At 51.5% G+C, this 18,585-nt stretch carries 17 protein-coding genes; 6 read left to right on the plus strand and 11 right to left on the minus strand.

Annotated features, from left to right (window positions below; all coding sequences use genetic code 11):
* The first annotated feature begins 74 nt into the window (after nucleotides 1-74).
* Entirely contained in the window at nucleotides 75-1,298 is a 1,224-nt protein-coding gene (gene pepT / locus T325_RS06300) for a peptidase T (protein ID WP_036911478.1), read from the plus strand.
* Here pepT and T325_RS06305 read toward each other — a convergent pair.
* From T325_RS06305 to T325_RS06350, 10 genes are all read right to left on the minus strand, one after another.
* Nucleotides 1,288-3,543 carry a monovalent cation:proton antiporter family protein gene (locus T325_RS06305; protein WP_036911480.1) on the minus strand — a complete coding sequence of 752 codons (2,256 nt, stop codon included), beginning with the start codon at nucleotides 3,541-3,543 and terminating at the stop codon, nucleotides 1,288-1,290. The genes pepT and T325_RS06305 overlap by 11 nt on opposite strands.
* 12 nt (nucleotides 3,544-3,555) lie before the next feature.
* Nucleotides 3,556-6,396, minus strand: a complete 2,841-nt coding sequence (locus T325_RS06310; RefSeq protein WP_231622199.1) for a putative LPS assembly protein LptD — start codon at nucleotides 6,394-6,396, stop codon at nucleotides 3,556-3,558.
* A 175-nt stretch (nucleotides 6,397-6,571) separates the two neighbouring features.
* Complete coding sequence (locus T325_RS06315) at nucleotides 6,572-7,108, minus strand: HD domain-containing protein (RefSeq protein WP_036911484.1); 537 nt, start codon at nucleotides 7,106-7,108, stop codon at nucleotides 6,572-6,574.
* A gap of 116 nt (nucleotides 7,109-7,224) precedes the next feature.
* A complete protein-coding gene (locus T325_RS06320; protein WP_036911486.1) occupies nucleotides 7,225-9,006 on the minus strand; it encodes an oxaloacetate decarboxylase in 1,782 nt (593 codons plus the stop codon).
* Nucleotides 9,007-9,616: 610 nt separating this feature from the next.
* Complete coding sequence (queF, locus tag T325_RS06325; protein WP_036911489.1) at nucleotides 9,617-10,078, minus strand: preQ(1) synthase; 462 nt, start codon at nucleotides 10,076-10,078, stop codon at nucleotides 9,617-9,619.
* Nucleotides 10,075-10,767: a queuosine precursor transporter gene (locus tag T325_RS06330; protein ID WP_036911491.1), complete on the minus strand. Its 693-nt coding sequence runs from the start codon at nucleotides 10,765-10,767 to the stop codon at nucleotides 10,075-10,077. The genes queF and T325_RS06330 overlap by 4 nt, the downstream gene beginning before the upstream one ends.
* 78 nt (nucleotides 10,768-10,845) lie before the next feature.
* Nucleotides 10,846-11,838 (minus strand): calcium/sodium antiporter, encoded by a 993-nt coding sequence (locus T325_RS06335; protein ID WP_036911564.1) that lies wholly within the window; start codon nucleotides 11,836-11,838, stop codon nucleotides 10,846-10,848.
* 7 nt (nucleotides 11,839-11,845) lie between these two features.
* Nucleotides 11,846-12,226 carry an RNA-binding S4 domain-containing protein gene (locus T325_RS06340; RefSeq protein ID WP_036911493.1) on the minus strand — a complete coding sequence of 127 codons (381 nt, stop codon included), beginning with the start codon at nucleotides 12,224-12,226 and terminating at the stop codon, nucleotides 11,846-11,848.
* 1 nt (nucleotide 12,227) lies between these two features.
* Nucleotides 12,228-12,800 (minus strand): aminoacyl-tRNA hydrolase, encoded by a 573-nt coding sequence (gene pth, locus T325_RS06345; RefSeq protein WP_036911495.1) that lies wholly within the window; start codon nucleotides 12,798-12,800, stop codon nucleotides 12,228-12,230.
* 16 nt (nucleotides 12,801-12,816) lie between these two features.
* Nucleotides 12,817-13,413 carry a 50S ribosomal protein L25/general stress protein Ctc gene (locus T325_RS06350; RefSeq protein ID WP_036911497.1) on the minus strand — a complete coding sequence of 199 codons (597 nt, stop codon included), beginning with the start codon at nucleotides 13,411-13,413 and terminating at the stop codon, nucleotides 12,817-12,819.
* A 264-nt stretch (nucleotides 13,414-13,677) separates the two neighbouring features.
* Between T325_RS06350 and nusB the strand changes: the two genes are divergently transcribed.
* The 5 genes from nusB to T325_RS12840 are packed head-to-tail and all read left to right on the plus strand — an operon-like array spanning nucleotide 13,678 to nucleotide 16,959.
* The gene (gene nusB, locus T325_RS06355; protein WP_081911077.1) at nucleotides 13,678-14,673 is read left to right on the plus strand and encodes a transcription antitermination factor NusB; all 996 of its coding nucleotides are present in this window, start codon (nucleotides 13,678-13,680) and stop codon (nucleotides 14,671-14,673) included.
* Nucleotides 14,674-14,693: 20 nt separating this feature from the next.
* A complete protein-coding gene (gene yajC, locus T325_RS06360; protein WP_036911499.1) occupies nucleotides 14,694-15,008 on the plus strand; it encodes a preprotein translocase subunit YajC in 315 nt (104 codons plus the stop codon).
* A gap of 3 nt (nucleotides 15,009-15,011) precedes the next feature.
* Nucleotides 15,012-15,989 carry a CdaR family protein gene (locus T325_RS06365; protein ID WP_036911500.1) on the plus strand — a complete coding sequence of 326 codons (978 nt, stop codon included), beginning with the start codon at nucleotides 15,012-15,014 and terminating at the stop codon, nucleotides 15,987-15,989.
* Entirely contained in the window at nucleotides 15,986-16,552 is a 567-nt protein-coding gene (gene coaE, locus T325_RS12835; RefSeq protein WP_036911502.1) for a dephospho-CoA kinase, read from the plus strand. The genes T325_RS06365 and coaE overlap by 4 nt, the downstream gene beginning before the upstream one ends.
* On the plus strand, nucleotides 16,534-16,959 hold the full coding sequence (locus T325_RS12840; RefSeq protein WP_036911504.1) for a DUF5606 family protein: 426 nt from the start codon (nucleotides 16,534-16,536) through the stop codon (nucleotides 16,957-16,959). The genes coaE and T325_RS12840 overlap by 19 nt, the downstream gene beginning before the upstream one ends.
* A 115-nt stretch (nucleotides 16,960-17,074) precedes the next feature.
* Here T325_RS12840 and T325_RS06380 read toward each other — a convergent pair.
* Nucleotides 17,075-18,585, minus strand: a 1,511-nt coding sequence (locus T325_RS06380; RefSeq protein WP_036911506.1) for an outer membrane beta-barrel protein, incomplete at its 5' end; no start/stop codon positions are given.

The following is an 18,585-nucleotide window of genomic DNA, read 5'->3' on the forward strand; positions in this document are numbered from 1 at the left end:
TAATGATGGCGTATTTGCTTGCATATTCCAAAAATTTTTCGTATCTTTGCATCGTTATTAGAAGCAGTTAAAATATGGATATCACAGAAAGGTTTTTAAACTATACACAGTTCGACACGCAGTCGTCGGAAGAGAGCGACAGCGTGCCCAGTACCGCCAAACAGCTTGTTTTCGCAGAATACCTGAAGAAGGAGCTGGAGCGCGAGGGACTGAGCAACGTAGAGATGGACGAGAAGGGCTATATCTACGCCACGCTGAAGGCTAACACGAAGGGCGACATTCCTACCATCGGATTCATCTCGCACTACGACACAAGCCCTGACTGCTCGGGGGCTGACATCAGACCGCATATCGTGCGACAGTATGACGGCAGCGACATCCTGCTGTCGGAGGGCATCGTCAGCAGTCCGAAGAAATTCCCTGAGCTGCTGAGTCATGTGGGCGAGGACCTGATCGTGACTGACGGACACACGCTGCTGGGGGCTGACGACAAGGCGGGCATAGCGGAGATCGTGCAGGCGATGTGCTGGCTGAGGGATCACCAGGAGGTGAAGCACGGCGACATACGCATAGCCTTCAACCCCGACGAGGAGATCGGAATGGGCGCCCACTACTTCGACGTGGAGAAGTTCGGATGCGAATGGGCCTACACTATGGACGGCGGCGACGTGGGCGAACTGGAGTTCGAGAACTTCAACGCTGCCTCGGCCAAGATACGCATCAAGGGCGTGAGCGTGCATCCGGGCTATGCAAAAGGCAAGATGGTGAACGCTAATCTGCTGGCAATGGAGCTGGCGGCGATGCTGCCCGAGGAGGAGCGTCCTGAGACGACGGAGGGCTACCAGGGGTTCTACCACCTGCTGGGCGTTCAGGGCAACATAGAGCTGGCCAGCATGAGCTACATCATCCGCGACCACGACCGCGAGACGTTTGAGGAGCGTAAGCGCAAGATGGAGAGCATCGTGGCAGCCATGAACGAGAAATACGGCGAGGGCACGGTGACGCTGGAGCTGAAGGACCAGTACTATAACATGAAGGAGAAGATTGACTCGAAGATGCACGTGATAGACATCGTGTTGCGCGCCATGCAGGACTGCGGAGTGGCTCCGAAGGTGAAACCCATCAGAGGCGGCACAGACGGCGCTCAGCTGTCGTTCAAAGGGCTGCCCTGCCCCAACATCTTCGCTGGAGGTGTGAACTTCCACGGACCGTATGAGTTTGTGAGCATACAGTCGATGGAGAAAGCCATGCGCGTGATTATCCGTATCTGCGAGCTGGCAGCGGGATTTAATGATTGAACAGGGCGTTGATTGACTCTTTCTCGCCAACGACCCAGATGATGTCGCCTGCCTGGAACTTTCGTGTGGGCTTGTAGGGAGACAGCTTTTCCTTTCCCTCTTCAAGACCTACCACCATACAGCTATAGATGTCGCGGATGCCGCTCTCGATGAGCGTCTTGCCAACGAAAGGACTGTCGGCACCGATGACCAGCTGGCGGAGCTTCATCTCGCGGTTCTCCCACTCGTAATCCTGTCCGAGGACCTCTTTCTCAAGGGCTTCGCGGAAGACGGTGAACTGCTCGTCGCTACCAATCACCTGAAGCACATCGTAGGGGAAGATGATATAGTCGCCATCGGGGATGTTGATGCGCATGCCGCCACGCAGGATGCTGCTGACATGGACGCCGTACTTGCGGCCCAGATCAAGATCCTTGAGGGTTGAGCCCATCCACATGGAGTTATAGGGCACCTGGAAGTCGGCGATGTGGATATCGCGGTCGAGCAGACGGCCTTCATAGAGCGGGCGCTTCTTGCCGTGCACCTGAGCCTCGATGTCGCGCGAACGGAGGTTCTGGATAAAGAGGCGCTCAAGGGTGATGGAGCGGTGCTTGATCCACCTCGAGAGAATAATCAGAATCACGACTACCAGACCAATGGTGAACATAATGGCATTGGTGAAGCGGCTCAGATAGTTGCAGATATAGAAAATGAAACTAATGGCGATGAAGCCGCGCACCAGGATGGTGAAGATGAGTGGCGGACGGTTGCGGTTAGACTCGGCCCAGAGGGCACGGAACTCGTCGCTATGGTTCTTCTTCATGACCATGGCACGCAGGAAGGGGGCGATGAGCAGCACGGTGAGCACGCCTGTGATGGCGTTGGCATACCAGTGGAGCTCCCAGCCTGGCAACAGCTTGCGCGTGAAGGGCAGCACGAAGGTGAACATCACCACGATGCCTGCAACGGAAAGGATGGAATAGATGATGGTGTTGACGGCCATCTGCCTGAGCAGCTTATTCCACAGGCTCTGATGGGTATGGGTGTTGCCAACAGCCATCTGGTTCATCGACTTGATGAGCTTGTTGGGCAGATGACTCTCCAGTTTGTTATAGGCTGGCGTGGCCAGACGGATCATGTAGGGCGTGAGGAAGGTGGTGATGACGGATACGGCCACAACCACAGGATAGAGGAAATGGCCGATGACGCCCAGCGACAGGCCCAGTGAGGCGATGATGAACGAGAACTCACCAATCTGTGCCATCGAGAAGCCGCAACGCATGGCTGACTTCAGCGACTCGCCGCCCAGCATGAACGAGAAGGTGCCAAACACGCTCTGGCCCACCAGAATGGTGAGCACGAGGCACATGATGGGCACGGCATAGTCGACCAGGATCTTGGGGTCGACCAGCATACCTACCGACACGAAGAACACGGCGCCAAAGAGGTTCTTGACAGGCTCGACGAGCTTCTCTATATGTTCGGCCTCGACGGTCTCGGCCAGGATGCTACCCATGATAAAGGCACCAAAGGCTGACGAGAAGCCCACCTTGGTAGAGAACACGGCCATGGCGCAACACAGGCCAAGGGCGACGATGAGCAGCACCTCGTTGTTGATAAGTCGGCGCACGGCCTTCAGAATGAGGGGTACGGCAAAGATACCAACCACCAGCCAAAGCACCAGGAAGAAACCTATCCTCAATACTGACTCCAGCATCTGTCCGCCATCGGGGTTGTTACCACTGGCGATGGCACTCAGCATCACCATCATGACGATGGCCAGGATATCTTCAAGTATGAGCACACTCATCACCATGCCTGCAAACTGCTGTTGGCGAAGGCCCAGATCGTCGAAAGCCTTATAGATGATGGTGGTCGACGACATGGCCAGCATACCTCCAAGGAAGATGCAGTCCATCCTGCCCCACCCGAAGAGATAGCCTATTCCTGCACCCAGCAGCGACATGAAGAAGATGATGGTACAGGTGGATATGATGGGCGAGGCGCCCATCTTGAGGATTTTCTTGAAGGAGAAGTCGAGACCCAGAGAGAACAAGAGGAACATGACACCGATGTCGGCCCAGAGATGGACGTTGTCCATATCAGCCACCGAGGCGGTATAAGGCATACTGGGACTTACCAGGAAACCTGCCACGATATAGCCCAGCACCAGGGGCTGCTTCAGTTTCTTGAAGATAATGGTCACTATGCCTGCCACCGTCAGAATGAGAGCCAGGTCTTGAATCAAAGTAGGTAGTTCTGCCATCTTGTTTTAGTTTTAGTACCACTGCACTGCGTTCGAAGAACTTGAGCGCTTGTCATACTTTAAAGCATCGGTGAGCGTTGCCGCATTACACCTGAATGAGAAGTTATAACTTGTATAAGGGGCCAGCACCACTGAGCACGACATGCTGAAGCAATGCAGATCGCGCGAGAGTGAGGCCGTGGTCATAGATATCTTCTTGTTTTCAAAGTCGTAGCCCGACGAGAAATTGATGTTCCAGCCGTCGCTGATGGCGAAGTTTCCGCTGAGGTTCAGGCCCTGAGTGAAATGATAGGGATAGCGCATGGTTTTGTAGTTGAACTTGCTCTTATCCCTGTTCTCCGTCATATTGATGTTATAGCCTATACTCAGGCTCCATGGGAACTGGAAGGTCATATAGCCGTCTTCGTCGGTCTCGGCCTTGTCGCCGCCTTTGCGCTGGGCGCCATGCTTGCCTTTCTCCATGTCTCTGTCGACATTGGTTTCAAGATCGTTCTCCCAGTCATCGTCGTCATCGTCGCGCTGGGCGTTCTTGTTCTTCTTATCCACCTTCTCGCCCTTGAGCCATTTGATGAGGTTCATCACCTTCTCGTTGTTCAGGGTGTACGACAGGTTCTGGGAGATGCCCTGGAAGCGGCCTATCTTTCCCTTCTGCCAATAGGTGGTGTGGTCGCTCTCCACAATATTGCCCAGGCTGTCTTCTTCGTAGACATAAGAGGCAAACGTGCCTGAGAGGTTCAGCGTATAGCTCTTCGAGAGCTTCAGTCGCAGGTTGGCCTCTACGGGACCCATAGGCTGACGCTTGGCCGCGAAGTTATAGAATGAGGAGAGTCTGAACTCGTCGATGAGCGAGATCTTCTTGTAGCCTGTCGAGTCGTCCTCGCTCTTCACCTTCATCTCCAGATTGTTGCTCAGCTCGAAGTTCATCGTCTGTGACTTTCCTGCTGAGGGAGCGGTATAGGCTCCGATGGAGTAAGGCGTATAAGACACCATCGTCACATTACCATTGGCATCGGTCTTCTGATACTTCTTCCAGTAGCCGTAGCGTTCTGCGCTGAAGTCGGGGGCGTAGCTGAAGCTGACACTTGGCGAGATGACGTGGCGGATGGCCTGGATCTTATCGCCAAAGAGCTTGCGGCTGGGCACCCAGAAGCCGTAGAGCTTAGTAGATGCGGAAACATTCATGCTCCAGTTGTAGACATTATAGAAGCCTGAGATTGTATCGACCACCTCACGCTGATTGACTGCATCCCACGACTTGTTGACCTTGCTGAACAGGGTCCTGTCAGTAAAGTTGATGCTTGGCGAAAGGGTGATATAGCCCAGAGCCGTGAAATTGGCCTTGATGGGTATCACGTGCTGCATGCCGTTCTTCCAGTCCTTATTGAACTTAGAGTGGAGCAGCAGGTTTTCCTTGGTGTTGATCTCGTTGTTCAGCGTTCCCGTATAGCTCATCGAGATCTTCTCATACCAGCGTTCGGTGCCTACCCTCTTCTTGCGCTTGAAAGGATAGAACTGGGAGACTGAGATGTTGAGTTCGGGGAACGACATGCCAATGGTGGAGTCGCGCATATTCTGGTTCAGACGCATACCTGCGCTGATGTTCATTCCGATGCTGGAGAAATTGGTGCTCCACGCTACAGAAGATGTACGCGTAGACTGTGTTCGAGTCTGGGGGTTGTACATCGAGGTGAGGTTGTTCTGCTCATAGCTGGTAGAAGCGAAGTTCACGCTGGCCCTCAGCGTTGAGAAGGGGTTGGCCTTCGCATCCTGAGAGTGGTTCCACTGGAGCTTGAAGCTGGTTTGCTTGGCATAGTCGGGCATGTTCTTCTCGCCCGTCACCGTATTCTGGTAACTGAAGTAGAACGAGCCGTTGTAACGATAGCGCTTCCTGTAGTTTGAGGCAGCAGAGAGGCCCCACGAGCCTTTGGTGTAGATCTCGCCCAGCAGCTTGAGGTCCATCTTGTCGCTGAGGGCGAAATAGTAACCGCCATCGCGGAGATAGAATCCGCGCGACATCTCGTCGCCATAGGTTGGCATGATGAGACCGCTGGAGTAGCTCTTCGTAAAGGGGAAGAAGCCATAGGGGATAGCGAGAGGCAGAGGTACGTCGGCCACAACGAGATAGGCGGGGCCGAACACGACATCCTTACCAGGGCGCACCTTGGCTCTCGACAAGGCGAGATAGAAATCGGGATGAGGATCGTCGCAAGTGGTATAGCGACCATGCTGCAGGAACATCTCACCATTAGCGCCGCGCTTGGAGACCTCTGAGGTCAGGAATCCGTCTTCCTGCTGGGTATAGACATCGCTGATGAGACCTTTCTTCGTCTTGAAGTTGAAAGCCATCGGGCCCGACTGGTATTCATCGCTGCCCATCTTGAACACGGGAGAGCCCTTGGGCTCGTTGGTCGTCGTGTCGATACGTGAGTCGGCATGAACCAGACTGCTGTCGAGACTCATATAGATATGGTCTGCAGAGAGCTCCATGTTCTGATATTTCACGTCTGACTCTCCATAAAGATGTGCCAGACCTGAGGTGGCTTCATAGGTCAGCGAGTCGTTGGCCACATAGTCCACAGGGGAGTCTATACCGTTCTTACGGCTACGGTTGATGCTGTCGAGCTCGAGGGAGTCGTCAACAGCCTTATTATGCTTATAGACAGCCAGTTCGATGGAGTCCATCGTGGTGGTGTCGCGCTTGATCTTTGCCGCAGCAGCACCCTTTACAAGCGTGGTATCGACGAGAACGGTATCGGTATCGACACTATCGTCTGCCTCTGACGCCCTCATGGCTTCAGACACAAACGACATCGGCGCTTCTGCCATCACAAAAAGGATGACGAAAAGCAGCATAAAAATAGCCGATTTCCTTTTCACGGTGCAAAAGTACAATAAAATAGGGGAATTACAAAATTCCCCTTTTACTTTTTTATTTTATTTACCTTTATTATTGATACTTCGTATCGAGCCTGCTCACGTTCGGCATAGCTGATGCAGGCATCGCTCTGCTCTCGCTTAATCGCAGAGTTCACTCAAAAAGATCCACCCATTTCTGGAAACGTCTCACGCCATCCCAGCCAAACTTCTCGAGGCTGTGCATGGCTTCTACGACTGTGCGTTCGCTGCCCGGATGGGTCTTGGAGTAGAACTTGTCAGCATAGCAGATCAGTTGTTCCTCGAGTTCCACAGGCAGGTAATCCTGATGGGGCAAAGGCAGATTCTGGTGTTCTATCTCCGACTTTGAAAGGCCTGTACCAGTATGGCGTTCGCACACACGGGCATGGCGCTCCCATCCCAGTTCCCGCAAGATCTCTGCACCAATGATGCCGTGACGGATATATGGTTCTGTACCGAAGCACTGTATACCAGGGGCATCGCATCGGAAGATACCTATGTCGTGAAGCATAGCGGCTTCTTCGAGAAACTCTTTATCAAGGCGCAGTTCGGGGTGGGCCTTGGCTATCTTCAAGCACTTATCTGCCACCTGACGACTATGAACCATCAGAATCTTCTTCAGTTCATTATCCTCAGGGTAATAGCGATCAATTATCGATTGGTAATCCATATAATAAAAATTTGGCACGGATTACACGGCTCTTTATAAGAGACACTGCTTTTTTGCTACAGCCGTGTCTTTAATAAAATTAAAGCCGTGTAAATCCGTGCCTAATATCTTAAAGTTTAAGCTTCGCGCTCGATCCAGGCGATGGTGTCGCCCTGACGGATGTTCTGTCCAGGCTTAACGCTGATGTCTACCAGCTTACCGCCCATAGCTGCAGGGATAGCAACAATCTCGCCCCACTTGGTCTGCAGATAACAGAAGGTGTCGCCCTCCTCGTACTTCTGACCAATGAACGGCTCTACGCATGGTGCCAGAACACCTTCGCCACCGAAGCCCCACAACAGCTGACCTGCGAGAGGAGCCTTTACGGCATCGGCCTTGGCGTGCTTGATAGCGTCGATCTCTTCCTGAGAGAGCTTCTGACCACCACCCAACTTGGCATCCTTTGCCTTCTGGATATCAGCCAGCAGCTGCTTCTTAGCCTGACCGCTCTTGAAGGGACGATACTGCTCTGGGTGCATAGCCAGCTCGAAGAGCTCTTCGTCGTCCTGTCCGTAGTCCCAGCCGTTCTCGTCCATCTCCTTGCGGAAGCTGTCGAGTGTATTCTCCAGCAGTGTGTGAGGATCGGCATCGGTGAACTTAAGACCTTTCTTCTCTGCCAGCTCAACGAGCTCAGGAGCAATAGTGCCAGGCACCTTACCGCTCTTACCAAGAATCATACCCCAGATAGCGTCGTCCATCATCACGTAACGACCCTTACCCTGCTCCATCGTGAGGAGGTTCATCAGGGCGATGTTCTTAGTGTACTGAGAGAACGGGGTTACCAATGGGGGATAACCAACCTTTGGCCATACGTACTCTACCTCGTTGAACAGCTTAACCAGCATATCGTCCATAGTGAGTGTGTTCTCGCCCTTCTTCTCACGCTCCTTGTTGATCATCTTCTGGATAGGACCGAGGTCGGCCATCATACTACCCATCATGCCACCAGGCAGACCGCAACCAAGCAACAGTGAAGACATGTGCTTGTTGGCAGGATTGATGAAGCAACCCAACCAGTCGTCGATGAACTCCTGTGTGAGCGTACGAGCCTGCATATAGGCGTTCATATCAAGATCGGCAACCTCGAAGCCCTCGTTCTTCAGCATTGAACGAACAGAGATGATATCGGGGTGAACCTTACCCCATGACAGAGGCTCGATAGCTGTGTCAATCACATCAGCGCCGTTGTTACATACCTCGAGGATTGAAGCCATAGACAGACCAGGACCAGAGTGGCCGTGGTACTGGATGATGATATCGGGGTGCTTGGTCTTGATAGCCTTAGTGAGCTGTCCCAGCATAGCAGGCTGACCAATACCAGCCATATCTTTCAGACAGATTTCCTCAGCACCAGCTGCAATCACCTCGTCAGCAATAGCTGCATAATAGTCGACAGTGTGAACTGGAGAAGTGGTGATACAGAGTGTTGCCTGAGGGGTCATACCACCCTCCTTGGCCCACTTGATACTGGGGATGATGTTACGCGTGTCGTTCAAACCGCAGAAAATACGGGTAATATCGACACCCTGTGCGTGCTTTACCTTATACATCAGGGCTCGAACATCGTCGGGCACGGGATACATACGTAATGCGTTCAGACCACGGTCGAGCATGTGGGTCTTAATGCCTACCTCGTTGAAGGGCTTACAGAAAGCGCGAACTGCCAGGTTGGGGTTCTCACCTGCCATCAGGTTTACCTGCTCAAAAGCGCCACCATTGGTCTCTACACGGGCAAAACAGCCCATATCGATGATTGCTGGGGCAATGCGCTCCAACTGGTCCTTACGGGGCTGGAACTTACCCGAGGACTGCCACATGTCTCTGTACACGAGACTGAATTGAATCTTCTTCTTTGCCATATTTTTTTAGCTATTTTTCAAAATTTGAATGCAAATATAGCACTTTTTCTGCACATAGCGGTATTATTACCAATATTTTTATGTTTTTTAGTAGTGGTATAGGCTTTTCGCGAGTATCTATACAGAAGATTTTCATTTCTTTCGTCACCGAAAGAAACGAAACAAAGAAAGGTGCGAAAACGTCCTGAGCTCAGAGGCCGGATGTAATATTATCGTAATCATTCGATGAACTCGCTACGCTCAAACAGCATCTCATGTCGATTTGCTTGTCTCGCTTACGCGACACAAGAATCGAAGAAGATTCCGATAATAGTACATCCTATAAATACCTCTTCGTGCGGAATGTTTTCGAGGAGTCTAGCGACGTAGTAACTAGAGAAAAAGAAAGAAATCCTCAAAACATTCCGCACGAGGAGGTCTTTAGAGGTATGCAAATTCTTTGAATCGATATTGAGTCTCGGATTGCATCCGCAATCCGAGCAACGAAATACGAAATGCTGTTTGAGCGGAGCGAGTTCATTGAGTGATTTGAAGAATTTGTGTACCGGCCTCCGAGTCAGGACGTTTTGGGGATTACTTTCTTTTTCGGTCAGTCAAGCGAACTAACAAATCATTTGAAAGTATGATTCATGAGGCGCTGCTCGGCTAGAGATTCGTATTTGGTGCCGGGGCGACCGTAATTGGCGTAGGGATAGATACTGATGCCACCACGAGGGGTGAACAAACCTATGACCTCGATATACTTGGGATCCATCAGTTTCACCAGGTCTTTCATAATCACGTTCACGCAGTCCTCATGGAAATCACCATGATTGCGGAAGCTGAACAGATAGAGTTTCAGGCTCTTGCTCTCAACCATCCGCTCGCCAGGGATATACATGATCTTGATCTCCGCGAAGTCTGGCTGCCCCGTGATAGGACAAAGCGACGTAAACTCAGGACAGTTGAACTGCACCCAGTAGTCGTTCTCGGGATGCTTGTTCTGGAAAGTCTCCAGCACCTCTGGAGCATAGTCCATCTTGTACTCGGTCTTCTTACCAAGCTGCTGTAATCCTTCTTGTTCTCTGTTCATAACTCTTTTACCTTAAATATATTATACGCAATATCGTTGTCAAACACATCTTCGTGGTCGTGTTTCTTGGTGAAATTAACCACACGGATGGTGACAGGCAATACAATAATCTCGTAGAGGGTCTTCAGGGTCACCTGAGTGATGACAAGCGAGGGCATCTCTTCCCAGGGAATGACACCGCCCAGAGCGAGGGGGAAGAAGATAACCGAGTCTGTCAGCTCACCGAAGACGGTACTCATCACGGCACGATATGAGAAGTTCTTTCCGTCTGACGACAGTTTCATCTTACTCATCACGTAGGCATTGATGAACGATCCTGCCAGGAAGGCCAGGAAGGAAGCGCCAGCAATACGGGGAGCGAGTCCGAAAATCTGATGGAACCCCTCTTCCCCATCCCAATAGGGAGCACCGGGAATCCAGTCGGCCACAGCACCGAAGAGCACGAACATGAAGTTCATGGCGAAGCCGAGCCAGATGAGCAGACGTGTACGGCTATAGCCCCACACCTCGCACACCACGTCGTTGATGATGTAACTAACGGGGAACACGATCAGACCTGCCGTCATGTTAGCTGGTCCCAAAGAGATCTGTTTGGTCTCAAGTACGTTTGCCGTAATCAGGCAAACGCAGAACAGTACGCTGTAGAACATGAACAGCACACTGATTTTCTGTTCTTTCTTTTTTTCCATTTTTTCTTGTTTTGATAAAGGGGGTTGAGCAAGGTCCTACCTCGCCGGCTTATGCCTCAAGTACCCCTGTGTTTATACTTAAAGAAGATATAATAGCCATGCCATATAGCAGGCGAAGAAGAGGATAAGGATGAAACCTTCACGACGCGACACGTAATACTTGGTGAAGGCGAAGAGCCATAAGATACCTACGCTGACAAGCATCATCATCAGATCGACAATCGTAATACCCATGATACGGAGGGGATGGATAAAGGCAGTCATACCCAGCACCAGGAGGATGTTCATGACGTTCGAGCCAATCACGTTTCCGATGGCGATGGCCGAACGGCCTTTATGGGCTGCCACCACACTCGTAGCCAACTCAGGCAGCGAGGTTCCGCCAGCCACGATGGTAAGGCCTATCACACTCTGACGCACACCATAGCGATGGGCCACATAGGTGGCGGCATCGACGAAGAGATCGCTACCGAAGATCAGACAAGCCAACCCTAAAGCCATGAAGCCCAGATTGCGCCACAGTTTACTGTAATCTCGGGGTTCCTTCTCACGCACCACGCCCAGCTCCTCTTCATTATTGGGCAGAAGTCCGTCTTTGCTGGCCATCTGGAAGGTGTAGATCATAAAGGCCATGAAGCCTATGAGAAGAATGATACCGTCGGAACGGCTTATATCATTACCCCAGAGGTGTGGCGAGTCCATGTCGTCGAAACAGAGCATGAAGAGCAGCAGGGAAGCGCCTACTGCGAAAGGAATATCCTTCTTCACCGTCGAAGCCGTAACCACCATAGGGGCAATCACGGCAGAACAGCCTACTATCAGCAACGTGTTGAAGATGTTCGAGCCAATCACATTACCCACAGCCATGTCAGGCGTACCTTTGATGGCTGACACCAGACTGACGAACATCTCCGGGGCCGACGTTCCCGCTGCCACGATGGTGAGACCAATCACGATTTCGGGAACACGCATGCCACGAGCCAGCGAAGAGGCTCCATCGGTAAGGCGATCGGCTCCCCACAGCACAAGGGCGACACCCACGATGATGTAAACGATGTTGAGTAGTAGCATCATAGGATTAATCCATTTCGTTGATAAACGCATCCAACGAGCGACGGTCTTTCTTCGTAGGGCGGCCCGTGCCTCTTGCACGATCCACAAAGCCGCTGATACGCGTCATCTCCAGGAGTTCATACTGCTCCGGAGCCGTCACATTCTCATAAATCTCGGGCAGAAGCTTAGCCCCTACTCGCTGTTCGATAGTCTTCAGAATACGGAAGGAATAAGTGATGGGTGGCTTGCGCACGCTCACCGTCTCGCCTGTCTTCACCATATGCGAAGGCTTCACGTTGACGCCACCGATGGTGACGCGACCGTTCTTACAGGCGTCGGCCGCAATGGAGCGAGTCTTGAAGATTCTCGCTGCCCACAGCCACTTGTCTATCCTTGCCTCATCCATATTATTTCTTACCAAGCTTGTTAAACTGATTCATGGTGATATCGATGCCAGCCAACACAAACGACTTGATGATATCGACACCCAGATCGATGCTGGGCTGCAGCTCTTTCAGTTCCTCGTCGCTATACTTTCCAAGCACCCAGTCGACCTGCATTCCTTTCGGGAAGTCATTACCGATGCCCATTCGCAGACGGGCATAGTTCTGACCTATCAACTGCTGGATATGTCCAAGGCCGTTGTGACCGCCATTAGAACCTCCAGCCTTCAGTCGGAAAGCGCCTAAAGGAAGGGCCACATCATCGCTGATAACCAGCAGACGAGACTGTTCGATATTTTCCTTATTCAGCCAATAACGTACAGCGTTACCACTGAGATTCATAAACGTGGAGGGTTTGAGCAAGAACACCTTGCGCCCCTTCAGCGAAGTCTCGGCAACAAAACCATAACGCTTATCATCAAAATGAATATTGGATGCCTTTGCAAAAGCATCCAATACCATAAAGCCTGTGTTATGACGGGTCATATCGTACTCATCGCCGACATTACCCAGTCCCACGATCAGAAATTTGTCCATGGTGTTGGCTTACTGCTTACTCTGCAGCCTGGGCAGCAGCAGAACGAGAAGCACGTGTAGCCTTAACTGAACATACAACAACCTGGGCAGGAGTAGCGATCTCGAGACCCTCGAAGCTCAGTTCAGCAACCTTGATAGCCTTACCAAGCTTCAGCTCGGTAACGTCGATCTCCAGCTCCTCAGGAATCTGCTTGTAAGGAGCGGTAACGTTCAGCTTGCGCTCTGCCTGATTCAGACGACCACCATCGCGAACACCCTGAGCATGACCAACGAGCTTAACGGGAATACCAATAGTAATGGGCTTGTTCTCGCTTACCTCGTAGAAGTCCACGTGTATCAGTGCGTCTGTTGTGGGGTGGAACTGAAGCTCCTTGATGACAGCCTTGTGAGCCTCACCGTCGATAGTCAGATTAACTACGTATACATAAGGAGTGTAGACAACCTTACGCAGCTGGGCTGCGGGAATAGCGAATGACAATGCCTCGGGCAGACCATTCTCAGCCTTCTTCTCACCATACAGATTACAGGGAACGAGTCCCTCCTTGCGCAACTCTTTGGTTGCCTTCTTACCAGTTGTGGCACGCTTCTGGCCACTTACGCTGATTTCTTTCATTGTGTTACTCTAAATTAAGTTTAAATAATACGTTTTTGCTTAATTCGCCATCACACGAATCTCGGCCTACTTGCCGAAAAAGCGGTGCAAAGGTACACATTTATTCTGAAATGAAAAAAAGAAAGAATGAAAAAATGATAAAATAATGCATTTTTCTTTCTTTTTCTTGCAGAATTAAGGAAAAATAGCTACCTTTGCACTTACCAAATTATGGTTTAACATTAAAAATAGGTATAAAGTAAAACAACAAAAGCATCAAGTGAGATGATTAACAGAGAAATTATTAGAATCAAAATTGTTCAGTTAACCTATGCTTACTATCAAAACGGTAACAAGAACATCGACACGGCTGAGAAAGAGCTTTTCTTCAGTCTCTCAAAATCTTATGACCTCTACAATTACTTATTAGGCCTGATCGTTGCCATCAGCAAAGAGGCAGGACGCCGCATGGAACTCCTGCAGGCCAGAGCCAAGCGTGAAGGAACGGAAGAGCCTTCCCGCAAATTCGTGTTCAACCGCTTCGCCTTGCAGTTGAGCGAGAACAAACAGCTGAACGAATTCCTGAGCACACAGAAGATCAGCTGGGACGACTCGGCAGCCTTTGTCGGTTCGCTGCTCGAGAAGATTGAACAGAGCGAGATTTATAAAGAATATATGGCCAGCAGCGAAGACAGCTACGAGGCCGACCGCGAACTGTGGCGCAAGCTTTACAAGAACTTCATTCAGGAGAACGAAGAGCTCGACGCCATTCTCGAAGACCAGAGCCTTTACTGGAACGACGACAAGGAGATCGTCGACACATTCGTCATTAAGACCATCAAGCGCTTCAACGAGCAGGAGGGTGTAAAGCAGGAACTGCTGCCCGAGTGGGACAGCGACGAGGAGAAGGACTTTGCCCGCAAGTTGTTCCGTGCAGCCATCCTCAATGCCGACGAGTATCAGCGCTATATGACCGAGGCTTCACGCAACTGGGATTTCTCACGCCTGGCCTTCATGGACATCATCATCATGCAGATTGCCATCGCAGAGATGATGACCCTGCCCAACGTGCCCATCAGCGTGAGCATCAACGAGTTCGTCGAGATTGCCAAGTTCTACTCTACCCATAAGAGTGGCGGCTATATCAACGGCATGCTCGACGCCATTGCGCGCAACCTCGTGAAGACTGGTCGCCTGATGAAGCACATCGACCCTGCTAAGCCAAGGCTCCAGCAGATGGACGAGAAGAAAGTTAAGATGAGACCAAGAATCAAGAAATAATTAAAAAGTAAAAACGAAAAATGATGAATTTAGTATTAGTTGCGCAGTCAGCGCAAGGAGGCGGTATGAGTATGATTATCATGATGGTGGCTATCTTTGCCATCATGTGGTTCTTCATGATCAGACCCCAGCAGAAGAAGCAGAAGGAAATCCAGAAGTTCCAGAACGAGCTTTCGGAGGGTACTGAAGTTGTTACCGGAGGCGGCATTCACGGAACCGTCAAGAGCATCGACCTTGCTAAGAACACCGTTGATGTGAAGATTGCCCGCGACGTGGTCATCACTGTCGAGAAGACTTCTGTATTCGCTTCTGCCATTCAGCAGCAGACGAAATAAGCGATGAAAGAGATATGGCAACTGGTCAGGAACTTCTTGTTCAGCAAGGCTAACAAGGAGTTGCTGATTTTCCTGTTCTTCCTGGGTCTCTCAGGTATCTTCTGGCTAAACATGGCCCTGAACGAAACCTATGAGAAAGAGTTTGCCATACCCGTATCCGTAGTCGGCATCCCTAAGAACGCCGTGCTCACCTCCGATGAGGTCGACACTGTCAGAATGACCATCCGCGACAAGGGTTTCACACTGCTCACCTATATGTATGGTGACGTTCTGAAGAAGATCAGCATCAGTTTCAAGACCTACTCTAAGAACAACGGCACAGGTTCGGTGTCAGCTCAGGACCTGCAGAAAATGGTGTACCAGCAGTTGGCCAGCGGCTCCAGAATCACCAGCGTCAAACCAGAGAAACTGGAGTTCTACTACAACTATGGTGCCAAGAAGATGGTGCCCGTGCGCTGGAGCGGCCGCGTGATTCCTGAAGAACTCTACTTCATCTCAAGCGTACATTATTCTCCTGACAGCGTCACCATCTATGCCTCGGAAGAGAAGCTCGACAGTATCAACATGGTTTATACCGAGCAGCTGAACTACGCAAACTTCCGCGACACGCTGATTGCCAACTGCGAGTTGAGCAAGATAAAGGGCGTGAAGATGGTGCCCGACCACGTGAAGGTGGCCTTCTTTACCGACGTGCTCACCGAAGAGCGCATCGAGGGTATCCCCGTCGAGGGCATCAACATGCCTCCGGGCATGCTACTCCGCACCTTCCCGGCCAAAGTCACGGTAAGCTTCGTCACTGGCGTCAGCACGTTCCGCAACCTGAAGTCCGACGACTTCAGCGTCATTGCCGACTATAACGAAATCAAGAAAGATCCGTCAGAGAAGTGTCACATCTACCTGAAGAAGGTGCCGGGCGGCATCTCCAGAGCCCGCCTCGAGACCACGCTCGTAGATTACCTGATAGAGTCTGAGACAGAATGAAGATAGGTATTGCAGGAGGAATCGGTAGCGGAAAGAGTTTCGTCTGCCAGAGAATCGAGTCGCTGGGCTTCAAGGTCTACGACTGCGACCAGGCTGCCAAGCGCCTCATTCAGACATCAGCCGACATCAGGACACGGCTCACCAGTCTGATAGGTCCCGCGACCTATTTTGACGACGGCACGCTCAACAAGCCCGAGGTGGCGAGGTTTCTGCTGGCATCAGCCCAGAACGCCCACGCCGTCGACGCAATAGTCCACCCCGCCGTGTTCCGAGACTTCCTGGAGAGCGGACTTCAGTGGATGGAGAGCGCACTCATGTTCGAGTCGGGCATCTACAGATACGTCGACAAGGTGATAGCCGTCGTCGCTCCCAAGGAGGTGCGCATCCAGCGCGTCATGCAGCGCGACAACATCTCCCGTGAGAAGGTGCTCGAATGGATGGACCGCCAGATGGATCAGGAGGAGATTATCCGAAGGGCCGACTACATCATCGTGAACGACGGAGAAAAAGATATAGATAAACAATTAAATAAAATCATCAAACAATGCAACAAGTCATTTTAGCTATCGCCGGCAAGCCCGGCCTTTACAAGCTTGTATCAAGAGGTAAGAACAACCTCATAGTCGAGGCTCTCGATGGCACACATAAGCGCTTGCCCGCCTTCGCCACCGACCGCATCACCTCGCTCAACGACATCGCCATGTTCACAGAGACCGACGACGTGCCCCTGATGGACGTGCTCGACAATCTGAAGAAACTCGAAGACGGCAAGAAAGCCAGCATCAACGAGAAGAAGGCTTCTGGCAAGGAACTGCAGGACTACTTCACCAAGGTACTTCCCGAGTGGGACCGCGACCGCGTGCAGAACAGCCACATCAAGAAGCTCATCACCTGGTACAACATCCTCGTAGAAGCCGGCCTCACCGACTTCAAGGAGCCCGAAGAGCCCGAGACAACCGAAGAGAAGTAAACACTTCCTCGTCATAAAAGAAGCCCCGCTCACCGAGTGGGGCTTCTTTTTTGCCAAGTCAAATAAGGGAAAAAGAAATCCCTGCTCGAGGGAGCAGGGATTGTATGTTTTGGGGTTAGAATCCGCGTGGGCCACCGAAGCCGCCACCACCGCCAGGACGTCCGCCACCGAAGCCACCGCCAGGACGGCCACCGGGACGACCACCGCCAAAGCCAGGACCACCAGCAGGACCTCCAGGGCCACCAGGACCTCTACGACCACCGCCAAAGAGACCGCCGCCTCCAAAGAGGTTCAGACGATAGATGACGTGGAGCATGCCATAGCTTGTGATAGCATTATACTCTGTATCGCTTCGCATCATGGCCGAGATGGTACGGCTCACCGTTGACTGCTGCTTCAGGATGTCATAGAGCTGAAGTGACACTGTCAGCGCATTGCCGCGGAGGAAACTCTGCGAAATCTGGGCGTTCCAGATGAGCTCGTTGGTATTCATCGACTTGTCGCTGTAACCACGGCGACTCTGCATGTTCATGTTGGTGGTAAGCGAAGTGCCCCAAGGTGCTGTTACACCAACCATACCTCCATAGGTAAACTGCCAGGTATCAAGGTTATTGTTCTTCTGGAGTTCACTGCGGTTGTGGTTATAGTTAAGCGATCCGTTAAGTTCAATCTCAAACCAGTCATTGCGGTAGCTGGCTGCCAAGCGCTCCATGATTGTGGTCGACGTAGTAACAGACTTGGCGTCGCTCTTACCGTCGTTCACGAAACCTACGTTGTGAACATATCCCAGATTGGTAAAGGTGTTCACATTGAAGTAACCTGCTGAGTCGAGGGCGGTGTTGAACATAAAGCCTACATTACCATTCCAGTTACCATTGATATTCTCAGGACGCGTCATGCGAGCACCGCCGTCCAAGAGCGTAACCTTGTTGGCTATCGAGTTAGCTGTCGTCGAGAAGTTCACGAAAGTCATCACGGCGCGCTGGTGCTTCTGGAAATAGTCGTTATAGAACAGCTGGAAATTCTGAGTGAACGAGGGCTTCAAACCCGGGTTACCCTTCTGGATGTTCAGCTGGTCGCTGTCGTCGGTGATATCAAGCAGGTCGCTCATTGAGGGCTGGCTGGTATTGGCACGATAGGTGAAGCGCAACTGTCCTGTGGCAGACTTCTTCCAACGGAAGTCCATCGTAGGTGCGAAGTTGGTCACCGTACGTGTGGTATCAGAGTGGATGCCCTTATAGTCCTGCATGAAGTGCGACTTCTGAGGCACCATCTGCACACCGACGTTGAAGGTATAGGCATTGCGAACGATACGCAACATCACCTCGGCAGTGTGGATGTAGTTATGATATTCAGAGAATCGGCTCTGATCGTTGTCGCGATAAGGATCCAACGATGTGATGTTGCCAAACTGACGGAGGTAAGCGTCCCATGTGCGATAGCCGCCATTCCACAGACCGTTTGACAGCAGATCGCTGAAATCATAGGTACCACGGTCGCTCTTCTGATAGCGATACTGGTACTGATAGCTGAACTGCAGATATGTGCGGGGGAAGATAGGCTCGCTGTAGGTCAGACGTGCGCTATAGTTCCAGTTCTTGGTGGGAGTGATTGAATAACGGCGGG

The organism is Prevotella sp. FD3004 (assembly GCF_000746155.1).
GTDB lineage: Bacteria > Bacteroidota > Bacteroidia > Bacteroidales > Bacteroidaceae > Prevotella.